This window comes from Pleionea sp. CnH1-48, assembly GCF_024124665.1.
GTDB lineage: Bacteria > Pseudomonadota > Gammaproteobacteria > Enterobacterales > Kangiellaceae > JAMXSB01.
This window is the reverse complement of record NZ_JAMXSB010000004.1, coordinates 308,485-327,413: the sequence shown is the minus strand read 5'-3', so window position 1 is coordinate 327,413 and position 18,929 is coordinate 308,485. Positions and strand designations below refer to the sequence as shown.

At 43.5% G+C, this 18,929-nt stretch carries 9 protein-coding genes; all 9 read right to left on the bottom strand.

Annotation, left to right across the window (positions count from 1 at the left end; translation table 11 throughout):
- Positions 1-18: 18 nt before the first annotated feature.
- The 9 genes from NH399_RS08530 to NH399_RS08490 all read right to left on the bottom strand — a co-directional run bounded on the left by NH399_RS08530 (position 19) and on the right by NH399_RS08490 (position 18,926).
- Positions 19-10,692 (bottom strand): non-ribosomal peptide synthetase/type I polyketide synthase, encoded by a 10,674-nt coding sequence (locus NH399_RS08530; protein WP_253038848.1) that lies wholly within the window; start codon positions 10,690-10,692, stop codon positions 19-21.
- 28 nt (positions 10,693-10,720) lie between these two features.
- Positions 10,721-11,938, bottom strand: a complete 1,218-nt coding sequence (locus NH399_RS25890) for an acyl-CoA dehydrogenase family protein (protein ID WP_253038847.1) — start codon at positions 11,936-11,938, stop codon at positions 10,721-10,723.
- Positions 11,935-12,204, bottom strand: a complete 270-nt coding sequence (locus NH399_RS08520; protein WP_253038843.1) for a hypothetical protein — start codon at positions 12,202-12,204, stop codon at positions 11,935-11,937. Before NH399_RS08520 ends, NH399_RS25890 begins: the two co-directional genes overlap by 4 nt.
- A gap of 22 nt (positions 12,205-12,226) precedes the next feature.
- Positions 12,227-13,300: an HAD family hydrolase gene (locus NH399_RS08515; RefSeq protein ID WP_253038841.1), complete on the bottom strand. Its 1,074-nt coding sequence runs from the start codon at positions 13,298-13,300 to the stop codon at positions 12,227-12,229.
- 37 nt (positions 13,301-13,337) lie between these two features.
- Complete coding sequence (locus NH399_RS08510) at positions 13,338-14,189, bottom strand: 3-hydroxyacyl-CoA dehydrogenase family protein (protein ID WP_253038839.1); 852 nt, start codon at positions 14,187-14,189, stop codon at positions 13,338-13,340.
- Between the two features lie 832 nt (positions 14,190-15,021).
- Positions 15,022-15,843 carry a 4'-phosphopantetheinyl transferase superfamily protein gene (locus tag NH399_RS08505; RefSeq protein WP_253038837.1) on the bottom strand — a complete coding sequence of 274 codons (822 nt, stop codon included), beginning with the start codon at positions 15,841-15,843 and terminating at the stop codon, positions 15,022-15,024.
- 24 nt (positions 15,844-15,867) lie between these two features.
- On the bottom strand, positions 15,868-16,647 hold the full coding sequence (locus NH399_RS08500) for a LytTR family DNA-binding domain-containing protein (RefSeq protein ID WP_253038826.1): 780 nt from the start codon (positions 16,645-16,647) through the stop codon (positions 15,868-15,870).
- Between the two features lie 2 nt (positions 16,648-16,649).
- Positions 16,650-17,711 carry a histidine kinase gene (locus NH399_RS25885; RefSeq protein ID WP_253038824.1) on the bottom strand — a complete coding sequence of 354 codons (1,062 nt, stop codon included), beginning with the start codon at positions 17,709-17,711 and terminating at the stop codon, positions 16,650-16,652.
- A complete protein-coding gene (locus NH399_RS08490; protein WP_253038815.1) occupies positions 17,712-18,926 on the bottom strand; it encodes a hypothetical protein in 1,215 nt (404 codons plus the stop codon).
- Positions 18,927-18,929 lie beyond the last annotated feature (3 nt).

The window sequence follows — 18,929 nt, the reverse complement described above, 5'->3', positions numbered from 1 at the left end:
ATCGTTACCTATTTACTATCATGCTTCGTTGACGGCTGCTTTGACTAAATTGATGTATCCACTCGCCAAGCTCGTCATTTTTTGTTCACATAACCGCGAGTTATCAAAGTCAAGACGTTCCGCAGTACCTGTTTCGTTAATGTTAAACACCATATCAAAGCCCGGATGTTCTATTGCACTCTCCTGCTTATCAACAAACAGAGTTAACACACCTTTGTCATGTTGACGGTCCAAAGTAGGATAATGAGTTTGCGTTCCAGCCTGACTTCGCAGCTGATAAACCTGTTTAACCATGTCGTTGGTATTGGTTAGCTGAGAGAAGTCCAGCTGGATAGTGCAGTAACCATTGGCGCTTGCCGAATACAAAGTGATTTGATCTTGTTGCAGCACTTTATGCAGCAATAATCCATGCATGGCTAAAACAACATCGTAAGTCGTTACGCCATTTTTTTCGGCATAGCTTTTTATGTTCGCTTCTAATTTTTCATCCCAGTTAAGTTGCAAGCTGCTTGCGTCCTGAACCTGGTTATCATCAACAAAAAACTCTTCTGGCATCACCATTTCTACAAAGTCAGTTTCTTGAGCTTTCTGCTCCAGGCGAGTAGAAATAAGTCGATGCAGCTTGCTTAGAGTTGGGTTAGCAAAAATATCACTCACTTCGATCAATCCAGGATACTCTTTGTCTAACACATTTTGCATCAACACCAGATTCATCGAGTTGCCACCGAGATCAAAGAAGCTCTTGTTCTCTTGCAATGGTCTACCGTCTAACAGCTGTGACCATATCTCACGCAACTGGCTCATCAGCGAATCATTAATACTCATTTCAGACTCAGTTGAAACAACTCGCTCCTGCATCAAAGAAGCAACGTCTTGAGGTAATTGGTTTCTATCAACCTTTCCATTAGGCGTCATGGGAAGTTGTTGCATCGGAATGATCAAGCTGGGCACCATGTATTCGGGCAAAGTGTCTTTGAGTTGGTTTTGAATAAGCTGCGAAACGTCTTCATCAGTCGTCGTATCACTTCCTATCTTGTTTTCTGTATCAGAACTAACATGACAAAAAGCCACTAAGTAAGCTTGTCCATCCGCTTGCTCGCGTTTCACCACAGCAGCATGCTTAACTTCCTCACAGGCACACAATGCGTTTTCTAACTCTTCAAGCTCTATACGATAGCCTCGTAATTTAATCTGATTGTCTCCTCGTCCGTAGTAGACCAACTCACCTTGCTCGCTCCATGCTGCTAAGTCACCGGTTCGGTACATTAACTCACCATCAACAAAAGGATCGCTGATAAAAGCCAGGGATGTTTTTTGTTCATCATCTAAATAACCGTGAGCGAGTCCTTCACCTGCAATGTAGAGATCACCCTTTTGCCCGATAGGCAACAGATTAAGAGTGTCATCGAGTACGTACATTCGTGTATTGGCAATGGGAGCACCAAGCGTCACTTTGCTGGTTTCATGCAGCGATTTCACGCTGGACCATACCGTTGTTTCAGTTGGGCCATAGACATTAAACAACTTCATGTCAGGAATAGACTGTAGCTCATTGAGTTCTTGTTGCGGAAAAGCTTCACCGCCCACTAACATAAGTTTTACTCCAGCAAACATCGCTGCTGCGTTGGTGGTGGTAAGAAGAAGTTTTAATCGGCTTGGTGTCATCTGAACGACAGACACCTTTGCTGCTTTTATTAACGATGTCAGCGCCTTGGGATCGTAACTTTGCTCCTCATTAGCCAACACCAGAGTGCCACCCTTTACAAGAGTCAAAAACACTTCGAGTACAAAAATATCAAAGCTGACAGATGTTAATCCGAGCGTTGTTATTTGCGTAGGAAACGATAAGGCTTCATCCATTCCCAATACAAAGTTCACTAAACTACGATGACCAACGACCACGCCTTTAGGCTGTCCGGTGGAACCCGAAGTAAAGATGGTATAAGCCGGTTCAGTCGATAAAGACGCATCGAGCTTCTTAATTTTTTTACCGGGAGTCGTTTCGGCGAGTACTTTTTGCGGATCTATTATCGTGCCTTCAAAGTCCAGTTGCTCCCATAGGTTGTCGCTGCTGATAAGGATATCGGCCGCTGACTTTTCTAACATATAACTGAGTCGTGCCTTAGGATAAGCTGGGTCCATAGGCACATAAGCGGCTCCCGTTTTCATGACCGCTAACATGGCTACAATCAGCGACGCTTCTCTTGGCAAGAGTATGCCAACATAACGGCCAGACTTAGCTCCCTGCTCTTGTAAACGACGAGCAAGAATATTAGCGGCTCGCTCTAGCTCAGCATACCTGAGATTGCCTTGCGCCGTTTTTATGGCATTGCGCTTCGAATAAGTGGCAGCACTCTTTGATACTAATTGAGTCAGTGTTTGGTCAAGATCAAAGTCTCGTTGAGTGCTATTGAAATCCTTTAGTAACCTATGGCGAGTTGCCTGATTTAGCAACTCGATATCTTTTACCTTTGAGTGAGGATTATCAATAATCTGACTTAAGATATAACGGAAGTATTCTTGCCATTGAGCGATGGTTTCTGACTTAAATAAGCTGGAAGCATAAATCATTCGACAACTTAAGCATCCCCGTTCTTGAGTGATCTCAAAGGTAAGATCAAATGCGGATGCTTTGACATCCATCGGAATCGTCACTACATCCAGAGAATCGCTCTTTATGGAACGTTCATCACCTACTTCATAAATAAACATTACGTCAAATAATGCGTTACGGCTGGCGTCGCGTTCTAACTCTAACGTGTCTGTTAAGCGATCAAGTGGCAACTGGCTATTGTCGTAAGCATCATTGCAGCGTTCTGCCACTTGCTGAACCAACTCGCTAAAAGAGGTTTCGCCTTTTAACTGATGGCGAATAACCAAGCTTTGCGCAAACATACCCAAAGTACGCTCGAACCCATCATGACCGCGTGAATCAAAAGGCACACCTACAGCAATATCATTCTGTTGCGACAGCTTGTTTAACAAAACAAAAAAGCTACTGAACAACACATTAAAGACAGTGCATTGATGTTGCTTGGCGGTTTCCTTCAACGCTAGAGTGGTCTCTGCGTCGATGACAAAGTGATTGACATCGCCCGTAAAGTCCACCTGTTCTGGTCTGGGAAAATCCGCAGGTAGGCGAATAGGTTCTGCAACAGGTTGTAATTGCTGCTGCCAATAATTTAGCTGTTGTTGATATTTATCTGACTGGACAAACGAGCTTTCTCGAATAACGTATTCTTCGTATTCTTTATTAACAGGCTCCAATGTTTGCCCTTGATAGAGCGTCATAAAGTCTTGAATAAATAAAGAGATGGATATGCCGTCAGAAATCAGATGACTAAACTCCAGAACCATCAAATGTTGTGCTTGATGATTTTCTTCTGGACAAGAGATAAAGCCAATTCGCCACAGTGGTGCCTGGTCCAATCGAAATGCTTTTGGATCGGGTGCAATCGCTTCTTGTATTGTCTTTTGCCCCAGCTCTGCCACATAAACCATCGGCTCGACTTCTGCTTTGACCCAGCGTTTAACCTCGCCATCTTCGATTCGATAAGCCGTGCGCAGAGCTCGATGATGTTGCGTTAGCTGTCGTAATGTGTCTTTTGCTCTTTCGATGTCAAATTCACCGCTGAACTTGAGCGCACCGCATAATCGATAAGCCAGATCGCCATTGTTCATCTGACTCAACACAAACATACGGCGTTCTTCAGAAGATAAAGTTTTGTTATCAAACTCTGGAAGCGTTTTTGAATCTGGCTTGCCGCGCTTTAAATCCAACGCACGGAAACTAAAGCCTCCTTTACGCAATTCCCACACAGCGTATTTAATAGCAGAGATGATTTCTTGAACATCGTCTGGTGTATGAGCACTAGAGAAACAACCGGAACGATTCTCCCAGACGTAACAGACATAAACGCCTTTTTTCAGCATCAGACGGAAAAATAAATCAGACTCCAGAGCAAACTTTTCGGGATCTTGTGAAGGCAACGGATCGAATCGATACACTGAGCTGAAACTGCTTAATTTGAATGGCACTTCTTGTTCAGCAAAAAACACATTAACCTGCTCAACAAAAGCCGTCGTCACCGATTCCAATCGCTTTTGTATAGCACCTTTGTCACGCTTTATTTCGGTCATCACAGCATGGGCAGCTGCCATAGCCAACGGATGCTTACAGAAGGTACCCGCAAAGAAGGTGGTTTGTGTTTCTGGCAGTTCCGTCTTGCGATGGTTCGACAACCAGTCACCACCATCAATGGCATCCATAAACTTAGACTTACCGCCAAAAACGCCAATGGGCAGACCACCGCCAACCACTTTTCCGTAGGTGACCAAATCAGCTCTGATCCCCCAACGCGCCTGGATACCACCAGGATGGCTGCGGAAACCAAATATGATTTCGTCAAAAATTAACGCGATGCCTTTTTCTTCAGTTAATCGTCTTAACTCTTTAAGGTACTCTACGGGTTGTAACGCAAGATTTCTGCTTTGTACTGGCTCAACCAGTACTGCAGCGATATCTTCACCTAAGGCTTCAATTTGCTGTAGCGACTTTTTTGAACCGTAGTTCAATACCAAGGTGTCATCCACCATCGACTGAACAACACCATTCGCTAGAGGCGCAGCGCCCTCTTCGTCTGCTCGAGCTAAAATGCCATCAAAAGTGCCGTGATAAGAAGTGCTAAAACGAACCACTTTTTGGCGTCCGGTCACAGAGCGGGCAACTCTCAAAGCCGCCATCACCGCCTCGGTTCCCGAATTGGTAAAAGCGACTCGTTCAATGCCCGTTAGCTCGCAAATCATCTTTGCAACTTCGCCCACTTTGTCTGACTGAGGCCCGAGAATCATACCTTTGGACAATTGCTTCGTGACGGCATCAACGACAAAGTCTGGACTATGACCAAACATATTGACGGTAAAGCCCATGCAGGTATCTAAATATTCATTGCCATCAATATCTTTAAAACGGCACCCTTTTGACTCTTCAGCCACGACCAGATGACACATCTCTTTGGTAGCAGGTGTAAAGTGTGCTCGGATAAGCCAGTCGGCCAGTCCCCCACTGTAGTCTGCGTTATAGTTTTTGGAGCCAATGTTTTTTTGATTGAGATCTTGTGCTAAACCTTGAATGAAAGTTCGCTGCTCAAAGGTTAACTCTTCCTCTTCCCAAACAATGTTTTGCGGTGGCTTGGCAACGGGCGTTGCCGTTTTTTTAGTTTCACTGGCTGCGACATCACCTTTCACTAGACTATCGCTAAGACTTGGTAAAGCATCTGTACCTTTTTGTTGTGAAAGTGGCTGACCTCCCAACAATTGAATCTGTTGTTGCATAACCGTTAGCTGGCTTTGCATTAAACGATACAGTGCATCACTCTCGGTCGTTTCGCCCAGCGCTGGCAAAGGCGCACTTTGAGTGACGTCGCGATTCTGTACAACTGCTGAGTCAGTCTGTGCAACGGCTGCCTCGGTGGCATTATCTTGTGTTTTGTTTTCTAACGGTTGAATCGTTTGCTGCTGAGCTTTCTTTTCTTCTGGCATCTGCGCAACAACATGTTCAGCAATGAGCTGTGGCGAGTGGAAAGATTTAAGCAGTTCATTAAGAGAGATTTCTACACCGTATTGAGAAACCAGGCTTCGTCCCAGACGCACCAGCATAAGAGAATCCAAGCCAAGAGACAGCAAATGAATGTCATGCGTGAGTTCGGTTTCATCAATGCCACTGACTTCTGCAATCATCGCTAAGATATTCTCGGTCACTTCAATGACTTGATCGGCAGTGGATGGCGAAGAAGAGAATTCGAAAGTAGCATTCGAGCTTTCTACTGGCTTATGTTCCATGATGATGGTGCTCTTTGGATGAGACGGACTTTCGTTTGTAGATACGAGGTTTGTCAAAGCGCCGTTTGTCGTACGGTCAGCAGCCTGTGCTTTTTGTGAATTTAACTCGAACCAGTATCTGCGCTTATTAAACGCTGTGTTCGGCAACGATGGCACAGCAACAGGGTTGATGCCGTGATAGGCTTGCCAATCGATATCCGCACCCGCTTTGTAGCATTGAATGAGACTCTCATTGATTTGAATCCAGGCATCTCTGCCTTCTCTTAACGAAGGCGCAAACATGGCATCCTTGTCGTCAAACATTTCGGCGGCCAGTCCTGTTAAGGTGGCATTACCGCCAATCTCGATAAAGATCTTGGCCCCCGCTTGCACGGTGTTCTTAAATGCATCGGCAAACAAGACTGGTTGACACAAATGCCGAGCCCAATAGCCTGCAGCCATCTCTTGCGATTGCTCGATCAGCTCTCCGTTCATGCTGGAGAAAATCGACAACTCTGGTTGACTAAAGTTAACGTGAGATAAGCCAGCGGCCAATTGCTCAGCGCTGTCTGCCATTAAAGGACTATGGAATGGATGCTGGATAGTCAACGACTCAGTAAAGACTCTGGCCGCCTTAGCTTTCGCAATCACTTTATCAACAGAATCAATCGCGCCTGAAATCGTGACATTTTCTGCTGAGTTAACGGCTGCAACCCAAACGTCTTCTATGCCATGACAGAAAGCTTCTGCTTGGTCTCGGCCACATAAAAGCCCAACCATTTTTCCACTTGCACTGCTCTTTTGCATAATCTGGCCACGCAGGGCCACCATGCTAATAGCATCATCCAGGCTTAATACTCCGGCTTCTACAGCAGCGGCATATTCACCGATGCTATGACCAATGACACAATCCGCAACAATACCGATAGACTTCCAGAACTGAGTTAAAGCATACCCAACACTAAAAATAAGCGCCTGAGTGACGCGTGTATTACTCAAGTCTTCACTCGACTCAGCACCCAAAACGTAGGCAGTGAGAGAAGCGCCTAGATGTTTATTGAATTGCTTATCACACAAGTCAAAAGCATTGCGAAAAGCCTTTGAATTCTTATACAAAGTCGAACCCATACCGAGGTAGCAGGAACCTTGGCCAGTATATAAAAAGGCCACTTGATGAGACTGAAAACCTTTGTTGCCTTTTTGCGTTTTAACAGCACCTTTATTTTTCGTTACATAACGGGTGAGCTTTTTGGCCAGCTGTTCATAACTTTCTGCCAGACAAGCATAGCGAATGGCATTACCACTGCGCTGAAAATTACTGGCTCGACACCAAGATTGCAGCGAAATGTCTTTAACCTTTGATGACATCACCGCACTGGCACAATCACTTAAATTGTTATGCAAAGCTTCCGCCGATCGTGCCGACCAAGAAAACAGATAAGGCGCTTTTGCTGTGTCATCATTATTTTGTTGAGTGTTCTTTGGCTGATAAGATTGCAACACCGTATGGGCATTGCTGCCATTGATACCGAGAGATGTGATGGAGGCCGTACGCACTCGGTTATGTTGCGGCCAAGGCATGAGTCGATCAACCACTTGCAACGAGGCGGTTTTCCAATCGAGTAATTGATTGGGTTTATGATGATGTAAATTGGGCGGAAGCATACCGTGTTGCAGTGACAAGACCGTTTTTATCAAGCCCGCCATGCCTGCGGCAGATTCTAGATGCCCCAGATTAGATTTAACGCTGCCCAGATATAATGGTCGTTCACGACCACCAAAAACACGATTAAGCCCTTCGGCTTCTTGAGGATCACCCAGTTTGGTTCCCGAACCATGCGCCTCAACAAAGTCAACCTGATCCGGTTGAATGTTGCCTATCTCTAATGCGCGTTTAATTACCTTCTCTTGTGCATCGGCGCTGGGTACGGTTAAACCACCATTGTGTCCATTATGATTCACGGCTGTACCGCGAATAACGGCCAGGATATTGTCGCCATCGCGCTCAGCATCAGCCAAACGCTTTAATACGACCGCGCCGCAGCCTTCACTGCGAATATACCCATCGGCGCTGTCATCAAAGCTTCGACATCGACCGGTTGGAGAAAGCGCATCTAAGCTGGAATAACAAATGTGGCCGTCCGGTTTTAATATAAGGTTAACCGCTGCCACAATCACCTGATCACACACCTTGGCTTCTAGTTCGCGAATAGCATGATGCAAGCTCACTAAGGATGACGAACAGGCCGAGTCCAGAGCCACACTCGGCCCTTGCAAACCAAAGACATAAGAAATACGACCCGACGCCGTGTTAAACATATTGCCCGTTGAAGAATAAGGTCCGGTATCATGCCCGAAATCTTTGCCGACCTCGGCATACTCCGAACTGGAAATACCCACAAAAACGCCGGTGTTGGATCCTTTTAACTGTGTCACATCAAAGCCAGCGTTTTCGAAACCTTCGTGACAAACTTCCAGCAATAACCGCTGCTGTGGATCCATGGCAAGCGCTTCCACTGGCGTAATACCGAAAAACAAAGGATCGAATTGCTCAATGTTTGTCAGGAAGCCACCATCACGACATGAAATCGGTTTGTCTCTTTGCGGATCCTGCTGCCAGCGTTCTGTTGGTAAAGGACCAACGGGATCATCGCCACGACAAAGGAGTTGCCAGTAAGCTTCAGGGCTACTCGCTCCACCAGGAAAACGACAGGACATGCCTATAATCGCAAAACCATCGCTGTCATCTTCTTCTACTTCACTTGTTAACGTTTCTTTCTCTTGCTCTTGTTCTTGCCCAATAATGCTGTCATTGTCTTGAGCAGACAAAGCGCTAAGAATACAGCTTGTTAGCTGATTGACGCTGGCGTTATCTAACGCCGCAACAGAGGATAATGCAAGATCAAATTCTTGTTCAATTTGGTCTTGGATATTGACCAAACGTATTGAAGGAATACCAATATCAAAAAAGCTGACGTCGTCATCTAACTGATCAACTTTCGCTTCTTGCATAATCAATTGACGAATACGCTGCTTTAGCTGTCGTTCTTTACGTTTCTGTTGAACTCGATCAGAACCTGAGCCACTAGTTTCTTTTGATTGATTGCGAACTTCGTCTACTTCTTTTGAAGCTAGACTTTGGTTTATAACTCGACTTTGGCCAAGCTGTGTTAACACCTCATCAAATTCACCACGCAAGAAATCGCTACGTAATCTAAAACGCTGAACTTTACCACTGGTTGTTTTGGGGATATTGGTGGTTGGAACAACATAATCGACATTCAGACCAAAGCTGTCTAACACAATCTCTCGAATTTCTTCGGCTGTTGCTTTAAAGCTATCAACGTCTTTTTTGTAATAAACAAATACGGCGAGTTGTTCGCATGTTTGCTCTGGGTGTGGAATTGAACAGGCAATAAATTGGTTGAGTGTTTGCTTGCCTTTAGACTGTAGAATGGCTCTTTCGATATCATAGGGAAAGTAGTTAATCCCATTGATAATAATCATTTCTTTAACACGACTGGCAAAAATCAGTTGCCCATCACACATATAACCAAGATCGCCCGTGTTAAACCATCCTTCATGATCGATGGCAGCTTTGGATGCTTGAGGATTATTGTAATACCCCTGGGATACGTTATCGCCAAAGATCTCAACTTTACCGACCACTTTTTCAGGTAATAAGTTGCCTTCGCCATCGGTGATTCGAACCTGAACACTTTGCAGAATCGCTCCGCAATCCACAAGTTTAAGCACATTTTCATCAGCTTCAGAAACTTCAACAACCTTATCGCCAATGTTCAAGCGTTCTCTATCAACAAAGAACTCTCTGACACCATCACCAGGTTTACCTAAAGACACCATCAAAGACGCTTCCGCCAATCCGTAAGCACAATAGAAGACATCTGAGCTCATTTGATACTGTTGCATTTCATCAGCGAACTGGCGACTTAACTCGGCCGATATGGGTTCTGCACCGTTAATGATCATGCGAATACAAGAGAGATCCCAGTTCCATTCTTGCTTACGGCGTCTTTTGTATAATTTCAGAAAGTGCTGATAACCAAAGTTAGGGCAACCCAGTATGGTTGCGCGGAATTTATCAACCGCTTGAAACCAGATCGCAGGCGACCAAATGTAAGCCTTGGTAGGAATATGCACTTGAGTCACCTGAGCTACAATAGGAGCCAGATGGAAAGCAATCATTCCAAAGTCATGTGATTTCGGCTTCCAACTCAAGAAGACATCTTCTTGGTGTTGATCGGTACCTACCAAAATATCATCAATATTCACCAACAAGTTGGCATGAGTCAGCACAACGCCTTTGGGCGTTCCTGTTGAACCAGAAGAAAACTGGATGAACGCAATGTCCTCTGGGCTCACTTTTGGTAGTAATAAATCGCTATCGACATCCTCATTCATTAAACGGGATGGAACAAAACACTGCGAGCGTATTTTTTGATAGAAAAGTTCAGTAGCATCCAACTCGCCATTAAAGGTATCTGCATGGGCTAACAGTTTGTCATACAGAGCTTCATCATCGCTAGCTAACCAGGGAGAGTTAAGAATACCCCAGACACTGAATATTTTATGGGCATTGTCAGCAAGACTGGCGTAAGCCAACGGAATAGGAATAATGCCGCCTAACAAACACGCCCAGTATGCCTGCAAGAATTCACTCAGCGCATCAAACTGAAGAACAATTTCGTCCCCCTGCTTCACTCCACGCTGCTGAAAAGCACATAAGTACTTTTTAGCTCCAGATAATAAATCGGCGTAGGAGAGAAAAGATTCTTCTCCTATACCGTAGAAGTGAATGCCTTTGTCTGTTTTTGCACTTTCGATGAGCGCATCATTTAATGTTTTGGTCATAGCTATCAAACTTCACTGTTATTGATTATCAAACGCTCGCAACTTGCCTGTCTTTAACTTCTGATAACACGGTTTTGTTGGTAGAAGAATTTGCTTTAGGGTAGCGCTTCTTGAGTGGCGCGCGATAATAGTCTCGCAATGCCTGCCCCGCTATCATGAGCTGTTGAATTTGCGATGAGCCTTCGATGATCTCGAGCACCTTAGCTTCGCGAAAGAGCCTCTCTACTGCGTAGGCATTCCAGATACCATTGCCGCCAAACACTTGCACAGCATGACTACTCACCTCAGCAGCCGCTTTTGATGTAATGTACTTTGCAATGTTCGTTTCGGTTACTGCACTTTGATCGCCGTCCGCACGTAGCTGAGCGATTTTCTCGCAGATAGCTCTTGAGGCATGTAACGCAGCCGTAGAATCGGCAATCATGGCTTTGATAAGTTGGTTTTGAGAAATTTTTGTACCAAACTGCGTTCGGCTACGAGAATAAGTCACCATTTCTTCTAATGCCGCGCAGACAATGGAAACGCCAGCCCAGGCAATACTATAGCGGCCATAAAACAAAGCCGTATTCGCAACAAAGCTAAAGCCCATCCCCGCCCGGCCAAGCATATTGCTCTTAGGCACGCGAACATTATCAAAAGTGATTTCTGCCAGATGAGCACCGCGACTCGCCATTAAACCGGATATAGGTGTTGTCGTTACACCTGGCATGCTTCGCTCAAGAATAAAAGCACTGGTTTTTTCGCCTTCTTTTGCAAACACTAAAAACAAGTCAGCGATAGCACCGTAGGTGATCCACTTTTTGCCGCCCTTGATAATGTATCCATCATCGACTTCTTGATAAGATGTCTGAATCGAAGCCGCGTCAGATCCCGCCTCGGGCTCTGATAAGGCAAAGCAGGCAATTTTTTCTCCACTCGCCATCTGCGGCAAAAACGTTTTTTTCTGCTCATCAGATCCCAGCTTGGCAATAGTTTCACCCACTAAGCTGGTATGGACGGTCAACAATGCTCTAACGGAGTTGCAACCTTTGCCAATCTCTTCAGTAATGCGGCCATAGGTCAATGCATCCACGCCTGATCCACCATATTCCACTGGCAATATGGAACTTAAAAAGCCCAACTCAGCCATCTGTTGAATGACGTCTCGACTCACTCCCTGCTCTTCAAACTGGGCAGCCTGAGGCCGAATAACCTCCTCAGAAAATGTTTTTGCCCGTTCGATCAGCGACGGTTGTTCGGTGTTCACGCCGCACCTCGCTGAAGCTTTGAAGTAAGAGACCACATGGCATCGACAGAACTGAAATTTGATAACAAGATCTCGTCATCAGGTATTGTGATACTGAATTCGCTTTCAAGAAAGTTAAGTAACCGCATAGCGAAAGTTGAGTTAACGAAGCCACTGGTAAAAATGTTGGTATCATCTGTCCAGTCAATATCGTCGTCGAACACATTCATGTTGTTTTCAATGAAATCACGGGTTTTAGTACGGAAACTTACTTCTACGCCGGGCATATCTTTGCTCCTAGTCTTGCTGTTATTCGATAATCAATTGAACATAGTTGGGGTATTCGCTCTGAGCAGAAAGATCGTGCTCAAATAGAATATTTCCTTGTTCATCCTTATCAATTTCTTTAAATCCAGAGAATTGATAGGTGACTAACATTTGTCGGTTGCGAGGGGTTCGCCGAAAGTTGGCGCGCAACTTGTAGTTGTTTTTTACTGCGTGTTTGATCAGATAGGTCAACAGAACACTGCCTGCTCCACGCGCAGCCACACGACATGACATCAACAACAACTTGATCATCATGACGTCATCTTTAATTTCTACGAGTACCAGACCAATTTTTCCATAGCTGCCATACTTATCGGTCAGCTCACAGACAAGCAGTTGATGAGAGTCCGACTCCATGTATTCTTTTAGTTCATCGTGGCTATAGGTGATCCCGGTGGAATTCAATTGATTGGTTCTTAAGGTCAACTCTTCGGCTCGAATCAGGTCCATTGGCCCTGCTTCAGCGATCTTAAACTTCATATTAAGCGTGGCTAGGAAGCCCTCGGGAGTACCTATGAACTTTTCTTCTTCTGTCTGTCTTTCCATATCTTCCAGATAACGGATTCGACGCATAGCAGCGTCATCGGATATAGCACCAGATTTGATGCGCTCCATCTCTTCCAAAATGAGGTAGAACTCCGCATCAATGCATTCCACTTCTGGATGGATGGCGCTAACTTCTTCTCTTTCAAATGGTTGATCGTCAATAAACAAGAAAGTATCGATACCGATGTTTAGCTTCTCTCTAATTTTTTCGACGGAAGATGATTTAGGATTCCAATTGATCTGAGGGTAAAGAAAATAATCGAGCAAACCAAACGCTTCGAGCTTTGCGACCACATCATCATGGTTATTTTTGCTGGCAATGGAATGTAAAACGCCGCGGGCATCAAGCGCTTTAATAACGTCCACAACACCGTCTTTGAGCTTAACATCATCACCCTCTGCCAAGGTGCCATGCCACAGTGTATTATCAAGGTCCCAAACTACACATTTTATGGCCTTGTTGCTTATCGGTGTATCAACCCTTTTGGGGCCTGTATTGATAGTTTCCATAACGTTTCACTCCTAAGACTTATCGACGTGCACAGTATTAATACGAATAAAACCCTTGCCCGGTTTTGCGTCCTAATTGCCCCGCATCAACCATTTTTTGCAACAGTGGACAGCAACGAAACTTGCTGTCTTGAAAGCTGTCATAAAGCACTTTTAAGGACTGTACAACTGTGTCCAGCCCAATAAGATCAGCCGTCTCTAATGGCCCCATTGCATGACCATACCCCTGCTTAAAAATGTTATCGATAGCCGCAGGCTCCGCAACGTTATCCTGAACCAGAAAAGCGGCTTCATTCATAAATAGATGTGACAAACGATTAGCAACAAATCCCGGCATATCATTAACGATAATGGCCTGTTTGGCTAAACGTTTTAAAAATTCTTTCGCACTGAGTTTTGTTTCTTCTGAGGTGTGAAAGCCAAGCATGACCTCAACGCCTTTCTTTAACGGGGCAGGATTCATGAAGTGCATACCAATTACCTGGGAAGGATCTGGCATCAAAGCCGCAACTTTAGTAATGGATATACAACTGGTGTTAACAGCATAGCGAGTCTCTGGCTTGCAGACCTCAGCAAGTTCGCGATAAACGGTTTCTTTAATGTTCCAGTCTTCGGTAACATTCTCTATCACCCAGTGGGCATTCGAAATAGCGTCGTAATCCAAAACGAAGTCGATCTGTGACAGTAGTTGCTCCGGTGTAAAATTCTTGAACACTGGATTCATCATTTTGTACATTCGTAGGTTTTTTAGAGCCGATTCTTTAGCCTTGTCCAAAGCCTGCTGATTCACATCTTTTAGCACCACCCTAAAATCATAGGCCGCGCAACATAAAGCGATGTCCATTCCCATAACACCTGCGCCTACTATACCGACAGTATTCAACTTCATTCTCCTTGCCACTCTCTCATCTTAGTTTTTTAGACTCAAAGAGATGCCGTAAGCTCATATTTAAATACAAGCCTTCACTGGTTAAACTCATTTAAATTAACGTTAAATCGAGTTCGCGATTAATAAGGTTCGTCTTATCCTTGCGTCATAAAATGATCGATGACTTTCATCACCAAAAGTTACTCTCTGCCAATAAAGGCAATAGGTTTAGTTTTATGACAAAACAAGTGCAACTGAGATTTGCTATTCACTCCATTTATACTATTCTCCTTATAAAAGATGACGCATGTATGAAATCAATCATAAATCCACAAGACGATTTTCTTACATGGACTCTCATTCTTGTCATTATTATTTTTTAAAGGTTTCAGATCACAAAGGCGACAATCTTTGCTAATCACTGATTTCCTTTGAGAGTAAAATCTCAAAAAACAAAATAAACACACACTCTATCTTTGTTTCTATGAAATATCTCTCAGACAAAAAAATAATAACATGAAATAAAATTTCGGAGCCAATATTATTGAATATTATTCGTCAAAACCACACATAGATCACAGATCGGATGTGATCTAAAAGCATTGAAAATATTTTCTTTACCTTAAGAAATGAAACAAACATTTTCTTAATAAAAATACACGCAATCACTCAGCAAGATACAGTCCATAAAATCCCAAAAACTACCCAAACAGTCCCATAAAACTGAAATAGAAACCTTACTATTTTTGTTTTGAGATATTAAAAATAAAGTCAGGCAAAATAAAGGAGAGTAATCTCAATATAAAGACTTATTCATTATTGTTATTAGTGTTTATTATTGAAGAGCTAAATTTTAAACGCCGTGCTTAGCAAGTTGCTCAATAAAGGAAGAGCTCTTTGCCAATTGAAAAGTGACGGGAACATCTATACTCGCGACAGACAAGTGGTAATTTGGCTTAATACCAAACCAGTAATGACTGTAGAACTTACCGTTCTGATTGCCGCTATCGATGCAAAGGCAACGACTATCATCAACCTGAGTGGTATCAATGTTTTTTATAGAACAATTCAAGCCAATGCCCGCAGCTTTTAACATGGCTTCTTTGAGTGTCCACATTCGATAAAATTGCTCGCAGATCTCAACTTCAGAAAGCGAGTTAATTATTTTTGACTCAGCAGACGAAAAACTTCTATTAGCTATTTTCTTAATATGAGGAAGCATAGACTCATCTTGCTTCTCTAAATCAACGCCAACCTCAGTCACTTTACATACACACAGCGCAATTAATCCGGCACTGTGGGAAAGGTTAAAAAAGAGTGGCGACTGAAGGCTTTTAATTTTTAACTTACCAAACCGATCCCTTGGAACCAAACAGACATCTCCGATGGAAATGTTTGTGTACTTTGAAAGTACGCTTTTGGTAAAGGCACGAGCGTAGGCGAACTCCTTCACTCGTTCTGAAGAACGAATTTGATTACAGGTGCTTTTTTCTTCAGCATCCAGGAGTCTCATTGCTGACTCTAATGAAAAACGAGCAGATAGCTCGTTTTGATCCATCAAATAGATATTGGCTTCTGCTAATGGATGGACACTTTCATAGGGATTGAGACTGTTTATGAAACTCGCATGTTTAGTCGACGAGTTAGAGACTATTCTTTCTGTATTCAGTTTCATCAGCTAACAGCAACTCATTCAAGACTACATCTGTTTAAATACGCTGGTAAAACTACGGCTCACCTGTAGTTTCTTGTCTAGAGTTTTAAGATGGACAAACATACGCCCACTAAAATCACGACTGACCTTTTCTATACACCCTGAGTTTACCAGGGTACTTCGATGAACCTGCCAGAATATATCTTCATCTAGTTGCTTTTTTAACTCTTTAATGGGCATTCGAATATGGTACTCATTATCGTCAGTGACGACTGTAGTGTATTTATCTTCTGCTTGAAAATAGTAAACATCCCGAGGATTAATTAGATAGACATCTCCCTGTCGAGTGGTTTTTATCCAGGTCAACTTTTTTTCACTCGGCTCAGGTTGTTGCAGCTTCTGCATCAGCGTTTCAATGAGTTGGCCATTAACGGGGGCTTGCTGTTTTCCCATGGACAGCTTATGCTGAACTCTTGCTAAGGTTTTCTCTAAACGGTCTTCTTGAATAGGCTTTAGCAGATAATCAATGGCTTCATGCTCAAAGGCTTCAACCGCGTATTCGTTATGGGCTGTAATAAAGACCACTATGGGTGATGGCTCTATTTCTGTCAGTTTTTTTGCTAGCGTAATGCCATCAACTTTGGGCATGCAAATGTCGAGAAAGACCACATCAGGTCGTCGCTCAGCGATCTGGTTAAAAGCCTCTTCTCCATTGGCAGCGCTACCAATCACTTCTAGATCTGGCCACATTTCTGTTAATAAACTTGCTAGATGACGACATAATAAGGGTTCATCATCAACCAGTAATGCTCGATAGTTATTCATAATTACCCAATTGCCTGCGCTACTAATTTGTCGCCATTTAAAGGCAACAACAAGCTGGCGGTCACTCCGTTTTGCTGATTGCTTTTAATATCCAACTTGGCTTTCTCACCGTAATAGTGCTTTGAACGTTGCCGAATATTATTAAGCCCTACTCCATGCCCTTGCCGCTGGCTATTACCCAATCCAATACCATTATCGATTATTTCCACCTTAAGATACTCATCGTTATAAAGAGAGACCTCAAGGTCCAAACTACAGTGCGATGATGAAGGTTCAATGGCATGTAAGATCGCATTCTCTACCAAAGGCTGAACTAATAAAGGCGGGAAAAGTTGACTTAACTCAACAGAAGGCTCCACTTTAATGTGGTATTGAAGCCTTTCTCCTAAACGGACTTTATTTATCTCTAAGTAAGATTCACAGAAACTAAGCTCATCCTGCAAAGTAAGTTCACTGTCCTGCGAACGTTTTAGACTGTGTCGTAACACTACCGCCAGATGATCGAGCATAACCATCGCTCGCTTAGGTTCCAGTTGGATGGCCGCTTTTAAATTAGCAATCGTATTAAATAGAAAGTGTGGCTCAACTTGTGACTGCAACAATCTTAACTGGCTCTGTAATAGGAGCTTGTCTTTCTCTGCCTGCTCTAATTGAATGTTCTTTAACTCGGCTTTCATTTGAGCATCTCGCTCAACAATAAAAAACCAGTATAAAGTAATGCTACTAGCCAGGAAGGCAACAAGCAGCCATCCCATCAGATCAGCTTGTATGTCAGACAGAAACCAGCGAGTAAACAATACAATGAGTGAAGTACTGATAAAAAAGCCAAATAAAGACGGCAAAAGAAACATGGTTACCTTACCGCTTTGAGGAAACCACTTTTGAGCGAAGTTGATACAAACGTGAATACAAAGTCCATAACAATAGGAACAAAGAAAGGCTAACCAAGCGTATTTGTCGTTGTCTTCGATTATGTTGATAAACACGGCCACTAAGGTACAAACCAAAATCGTCTTAAAATAATCCCCGAGTGTTGTAGTTAAAAACCTACTTGCCGCTTGCACTTAAAACGCTCCCTCAATTCTAAAAAAGGTTTCAAACTCGTTGGGCAACTGACGATAGACTGATCGTTCAGATCCTGTGTAAGTTCGAAAACCAAATTGTGACCTATGATTTTGACTCCACTCATAGATTATTCTTGCCGTACCGATCGCCCCTTTATCTCGTGGCGAAATTTGCAAATCAAACTCGATATCGTAAGGTTCACTGTCATACGATAAGTGGAGCAGCATATTATGCCGCATTAAGTTAACCGATGTAAAAAACTCTCGCTCTGCAGATAATAACGCCATCCCTTCTGTGGAATTTAGTTGAGCATCTCCAGCATCAAACAAGTCTTGCCACTGGCGGTGGCTAGCACTACGTCCATCAAACCAATACTCGACAATCATATTCACATTATTAGCAAAACTGTAATTAACGCCTGTTAAAAATTGAAACCCATCACTTTTTAAATCTCTTTGAATAGGATCACTTGTTGGAAACGAGTGAGTTCCGCTGAGTGAATGACTTAACTTGTTATACTTTTCACTCCATAACGTCGATAAGTGATAAGACATTGCGTCTCCAACAACAGTGACCGCACTCCCCCCCAGGTTCATGCCATGAACATCATCATGATACAAAATAGTCTGCAGGTCCCAGTCTCCAACCAACTCGTAGTAACGTAGTCCTGCCCCTTTGGGCTGAACAGCATTCGACTCCTGTTGTGTTTTACTATTGGCAGCAATTAATGTAATAGCACCAGAGTCAGAGTAACGCTCAGCACTGATCATCCAGGCCCCTTCATCAATGACAACGCCCGTTGCTAAGTTAGACTCAACGGTTATCAGGTTTAATGGTTGATGACCAAAACCAACCGCCCAATTAAGTCTTTTTTTTCCAAAAGTAAAATCCCAATCAAAAGCACTGGTGTCTAGAAAAAACTCTCCAACGATCAGCTTATCTTCATCTTCAGGAGTAAAATTATCATTCTCACTGCGCCATTGTTCTCGAGCCGAGATAGAACTTCTAAAACCTTGGTGCTCAATGTTAAAGTCGGCGACAGTCTGCCCTAAATAGTTTTCAGTATTGTGAAAGAACAGGTTGTTTCCTTCTTCGTATCTTTCTGAAGAAACTCGGTAACCCAGTTGCCAGTCATAGGCCCGCACATTATCGCAATACAGTGATATCAATAAAGTTGTAACTGTTGAACACTTTAACAAACGAGAACTTACCATCTT